The organism is Amycolatopsis thailandensis (assembly GCF_002234405.1).
Lineage (GTDB): Bacteria > Actinomycetota > Actinomycetes > Mycobacteriales > Pseudonocardiaceae > Amycolatopsis > Amycolatopsis thailandensis.
On the sequence record NZ_NMQT01000177.1, the window covers coordinates 1 to 5,465 of the forward strand.

4 protein-coding genes are annotated in these 5,465 nt (G+C 69.7%); 3 read left to right on the forward strand and 1 reads right to left on the reverse strand.

The window, feature by feature from the left end:
• Positions 1 to 959 (reverse strand): YeiH family protein (locus CFP71_RS39710; protein WP_093939042.1); only part of this gene is annotated, 959 nt, incomplete at its 3' end.
• A 72-nt stretch (positions 960 to 1,031) separates the two neighbouring features.
• Between CFP71_RS39710 and CFP71_RS39715 the strand changes: the two genes are divergently transcribed.
• The 3 genes from CFP71_RS39715 (at position 1,032) to CFP71_RS39725 (ending at position 5,191) form a co-directional block, all read left to right on the forward strand.
• A complete protein-coding gene (locus CFP71_RS39715) occupies positions 1,032 to 1,937 on the forward strand; it encodes a LysR family transcriptional regulator (RefSeq protein ID WP_093939043.1) in 906 nt (301 codons plus the stop codon).
• A gap of 163 nt (positions 1,938 to 2,100) precedes the next feature.
• Complete coding sequence (locus tag CFP71_RS39720) at positions 2,101 to 3,480, forward strand: amino acid permease (RefSeq protein ID WP_093939044.1); 1,380 nt, start codon at positions 2,101 to 2,103, stop codon at positions 3,478 to 3,480.
• A 208-nt stretch (positions 3,481 to 3,688) separates the two neighbouring features.
• Positions 3,689 to 5,191: a SulP family inorganic anion transporter gene (locus CFP71_RS39725; RefSeq protein WP_425266648.1), complete on the forward strand. Its 1,503-nt coding sequence runs from the start codon at positions 3,689 to 3,691 to the stop codon at positions 5,189 to 5,191.
• Positions 5,192 to 5,465: the final 274 nt, after the last annotated feature.

Here is a 5,465-nt window from a genome sequence, read left to right on the forward strand (position 1 = left end):
CCGACCAGCAGGGTGGAGAGCAGGCCGAGCAGCAGCGCCCGGCCACCGGTCCGGATCAGCGAGCCGATCCGGACCGCGCAGCCCAGCCCGAACAGCGCTCCCGCCAGCAGGAGCGTGCAGACCACCTTGGCGACGTCGAGCGCCACGCCCGGCAGGATCCCGGTGCTCCGCAGCACCACCATCGCCAGGAACCCGAGGACGAACAACGGGACCAGCGGGGCACGCTTCCCGCCCGCGGACGGACGGCGACGGCGTTCGCGCACGCTGACCGCGGCGACCATCGGCGCCAGCAGGACGACCCGGCTCAGCTTCACCACCACGGCGACCGCGACGGCGGCGGTCCCGGCCGGGGTGGCGGCCGCGACCACCTGGGCGACCTCGTGCACCCCCAGCCCGGCCCAGCCGCCGATCCGCAGCGCGTCCATCCCCAGCCAGCCGCCGAGGAGCGGGACCGCCGCGATCGCCAGGCCGCCGTAGAAGGTGACCAGGGCGACCGCGGTCGCGACGTCGGAGTCCTCCCGTTCGACGACCCCTTCCATCGCCGCGATCGCCGACGCGCCGCAGATGGAGAAACCGGTCGCGACCAGCATCGCGAGCCCGCGCGGAACACCGATGAGCCTGCCGAGCCCGATCGTGCCGAGGAACGTGAGGCCGACGGTCAGCACGACCGCGAGCAGGGTGCCGGGCCCGAGGGAGAGCACGGACGGGAGCGCGAGTTGCAAGCCGAGAAGGACGACCCCGGCCCGCAGGAGCTTCTTCGTCACCTTCGCGATCGCCTGCCGGGTGCCGTCCGAGAGCACCGGCAGCGAACCGGCGAGCACCCCGAGCACGACGGCGAGGGTCAGCGCGCTGAGCACGGGAACCGCGGTGCTCAGCAGGTACGCGACGGCCACACCGAGGGCGGTGACGGCCAGACCGGTCAGGTGCGGCTTCGTTCGCCGCGCGGTGATGGTGCCCATGCCGACGAGCGTCGTCCGGAGAGAACCGTGCCGGTAGCCGGAAGAGCGACGGGTAGGTCATGCACCTTGGCTATGACAGCGCCGGAGCTGGACGCCTTGCGCCTGCTCGTGCTCGTCGGCGAACTGGGCAGCATCGGCCAGGCCGCCGCCGTCCTCGGGACGACGCAGCCGTCGGCGAGCAAGCGACTGTCCACTGTGGAACGCAGGCTCGGCCTGGTGCTGATCGACCGGACCCGCCGCGGCTCCGTGCTCACCCCCGACGGGGGCGTGATCGCGGGCCGGGCGCGGCGTGTGCTCGACGAACTCGGCGGACTGCTCGACGGCGCGGAGGCCTTGCGGGCCCGGCACCAGGCCGGACTCCGGGTCGCGGCGAGCATGACACCGGCCGAGCACCTGGTCCCGGTGTGGATCGGCGAGCTCAACCGCACGAATCCCGGCCTCCGCCTCGGCCTCGAAGTCACGAACTCCGATCAGGTCGCCGAACTCGCCCGAGAAGGCAAGGTCGACCTCGGTTTCGTCGAGTCACCCGGCGCGCTGCCCGGACTCACGTCGCTGAAGGTCGCCGTGGACCATCTCGTGGTCGTCGTCCCCGGCGCCCATCCCTGGGCGCGCTTAAGCCGTCCGCTGACCCCGGCGGAGCTGGCGAACACGCCGCTCATCGTGCGGGAACCCGGTTCCGGAACCAGGGAAACCGTCGACAACGTCTTGCGCGAGGCTGGGCTCGGGCCGGTGAAACCGTTGCTGGAGCTGGGTTCCGCGTCCGCCGTCCGCAACGCCGTCATCGCGGGCGCCGGCCCCGCCGTGATCAGCGCGCTGGACGTCGCGGACCCCGGACTGGTGCCCGTCGCGGTGGAGGGCGTCGACTTCGGCCGGACCTTGCGCGCGGTGTGGCCGGAAGGACGGCGCCTCGCCGGTCCCGCGGCGGAACTGCTCGCTCTGGCGGTGCGCCGGGATCTGGACCCCTGTCCCACATCGTAACTGGCACTCGCCCACGGCCCGACTTGTTCCTACGGTGACCGGAACCACAATGGAGCTCCCAGCGCCACCGCTCCGGCGGTGCGTGCGAGAAGGAGGAGACGTGACTTCAGCGTCCGACCCGGCACAGAGCAGCGGCCTGAAACCAGGGCTCAAGCAGCGACATATGAACTTGATCGCCCTCGGCGGCGTCATCGGAGCCGGACTGTTCGTCGGCAGTGGCGTGGTCATCCAGTCGGCCGGTCCGGCCGCGGTGGTCTCGTTCCTCATCGCGGGCCTGATCACCGTGCTCATCATGCGCATGCTCGCCGAGATGACGATCGCCAAACCCGCGCTCGGGTCGTTCTACGTCTACGCGAGGGAAGCGCTCGGCAACCGCGCGGGCTTCGCCGTCGGCTGGATGTACTGGTACTTCTTCGTCATCGTCGTGGCGGTCGAAGCGGTCGCGGGCGGCCGGATCCTTCAGCTGTGGGTACCGGACGTGCCACTGTGGGTGCTCAGTCTCGGCCTGCTCCTGATCCTCACCGGCACCAACATGGTCTCGGCCCGCTCCTACGGCGAGTTCGAGTACTGGTTCTCCTCGATCAAGGTCGTCGCGATCGTCGTCTTCCTGGTCGTCGGAGCCTTGTACCTTTTCGGTTTCTGGCCTGGCGCCCACGGCGGCGTGACGAACCTGGTCTCCCACGGCGGCTTCGCGCCACTCGGGATCGGCGCGGTGCTCGCGGCGGTGGTCCCGTGCATCGGTTTCTACACCGGCGCGGAGATCGTCACCATCGCCGCCGCCGAGTCCGCGGAGCCGCAGAAGGCGGTCGCGAAGGCCATGCGGTCGATCATCCTCCGGGTCGTGCTGTTCTACGTCGGTTCGGTGTTCCTCGTCGTCGCGATCAAGTCCTGGGACGATCCGGCGACCGCGGTCAGCCCGTACGCGGCCGTGCTGGAGGTGCTCGGCATCCCGGCCGTCGCGACGATCATGAACGCGATCGTCCTGACCGCGGTGCTGTCCTGCCTGAACTCGGCCCTGTACACCTCGTCGCGGATGCTGTTCGCGCTCACCAGCAACGGCGACGCGCCGAAGGCGTTCACCCGGCTTTCCCGCAGCGGTGTGCCGAGGCGCGCGATCCTGGCCGGGACGGTCATCGGGTACGTGTCCGTCATCGCCGCCTACACCTCGCCGAACCTGATCTTCCAGTTCCTGGTCAACTCCTACGGCGCGGTCGCGTTGTTCGTGTACCTCTCGATCGCGCTCGCGCAGGTGCGGCTCCGCCGCAGGCTGGAGCGGGAGGACCCGGACAAGCTCACGCTCAAGATGTGGCTGTTCCCGTGGCTGAGCTACGCGACCATCGCGCTGATGGCCGGGGTGATCCTGGCGATGGCGCTGCTGCCGTCGACCCGTTCGCAGTTCTGGCTCAGCGCCGTGACGCTCGCGCTGATCCTCGTCGGATTCGAGTTCCGCAGGCGTCGCGGCAAGCCGGTGGCCGGGGTGCCTGCCGAGCCCGCCCCCGTCGAACCCGAGCGGGGCGCGGCCCCCGCGGCGCTCCGGGAGTGACCCGGCGATCCCTGATGGACGGTGCGCCGCGCCGTTCGTCAGGGTCGCTGTTCCCGACGGGCCCGAGCCGGGCGACGTCGTGGGCCGGCCGGTCTCGCCTCTGACGTAAGGTGAGCGTCGTCGACGGTGGTGACGATCATGCCCACCGGCCCATCGCGTGAGGTCGTTCCGCGTCTCGCGGCGCCCGAGAAAGTCAGGTTGTCCGTCTGTGTCGAGTCTCGTGACTCAGGTGTCGGCGCGGCTGCGCGGCACACGCCCGTCGTGGTTGTCGCCGAAGGTGGCGCGCACCGAGATCCTCGCCGGTCTGGTGGTCGCGCTCGCGTTGATCCCGGAGGCGATCTCTTTCTCCGTCATCGCCGGTGTCGACCCGAGCGTCGGGCTGTTCGCCTCGTTCACCATGGCGGTGGTGATCTCGATCGTCGGTGGACGGCCGGCGATGATCTCCGCCGCGACCGGGGCGATCGCGCTGGTCGTCGCTCCGCTGGCCAGGGAACACGGCTTCGGGTACCTCGTCGCCACGGTCGTCCTGGGTGGGTTGTTCCAGATCGTGCTCGGGTCGCTGGGGGTGGCCAAGCTGATGAGGTTCGTGCCGCGCAGCGTGATGGTCGGCTTCGTCAACGCGCTGGCCATCCTGATCTTCCTGGCGCAGGTGCCGGAGCTGATCGACGTGCCGTGGCCGGTGTACCCGCTGTTCGCGGCCGGGCTCGTGGTGATGGTGCTGTTCCCCAAGCTCACCAGGGTGATTCCCGCGCCGCTGGTGTCCATCGTGGCCTTGACGGCGCTGACGATCGCCGCGGGCATCGCGATCCCGACGGTCGGAGACAAGGGCGCGCTGCCCTCCTCGCTGCCGACGCCGGGGGTGCCGGACGTGCCCTTCACCTTCGCCACCCTCGGCCTGCTCGCGCCCTATGCGCTCGCGTTCGCGCTGGTCGGGCTGATGGAGTCGCTGATGACCGCGAAGCTGGTCGACGACATCACCGACACCCGCTCCAACAAGACCCGCGAGGCGATCGGCCAAGGTGTGGCCAACGTCGCCACCGGCTTCTTCGGCGGGATGGGCGGTTGCGCGATGATCGGGCAGACCATGATCAACGTGAAGACCTCCGGCGCCCGGACCCGGCTCTCGACCTTCCTGGCCGGGACGTTCCTGATGATCCTGTGCATCGTCTTCGGCCCGCTGGTCTCACGGATCCCGATGGCCGCCCTGGTGGCGGTGATGGTCCTGGTCGCGTTCGGGACGTTCGACTGGCACAGCGTCGCCCCGGCCACGCTCAAGCGGATGCCCGCGGGGGAGATCATCGTCATGGTCGTCACCGTGGGAGTCGTCGTGGCCACCGACAACCTCGCCATCGGCGTGGTGGTCGGTTCGATCGTCGCGATGGTGATCTTCGCCCGCCGGGTCGCGCGCCTGGTCGACGTCACCGCGGCTCTCGACCCGGACGGCACCCAGGTCGTCTACGCCGTCACGGGCGAACTGTTCTTCGCCTCCAGCAACGACTTGGTCCACCGGTTCGACTACGCGAACGACCCGGCCCAGGTCGTCATCGATCTGACCGACGCCCACATCTGGGACGCCTCCACCGTCGCCGCGCTCGACGCGATCACCGCCAAATACGGGTCGCGGGGCAAGACCGTCGAAATCGTCGGCCTGGACAAGCACAGCGCCCGGATCCACGGGAAGCTGTCCGGCGAACTCGTCGGTGGCCACTGACGGGCTCTGAGGATGAGCCCGAGCCGATGCCTGACACAGGGCTCGCACGTCGCGAAAGTGGCCCAGTATTTGTTTACCTACGCCCGACCTGCACGGGAGGCGTCCGCGTGCGCTGGGTCGACGGTGAAGGAATGGGGACGTTCAACGTCCCCATTCCTTCACCGTCGCCAGAGCGTCCGGTCTTGGATCTTGATCAACGGAAGATCCGGGACACTCACCGTCCCCCATCCTCCGTTGATCAAGGTCGTACCGGTGACAGACGAGGCGACGGGGG

Bases quoted from the DNA above. Each gene is read 5' to 3' on its own strand.
- CFP71_RS39720 (WP_093939044.1), top strand. From the start codon at position 2,101: ATGAACTTGATCGCCCTCGGCGGCGTCATCGGAGCCGGACTGTTCGTC.
- CFP71_RS39715 (WP_093939043.1), top strand. From the start codon at position 1,032: ATGACAGCGCCGGAGCTGGACGCCTTGCGCCTGCTCGTGCTCGTCGGC.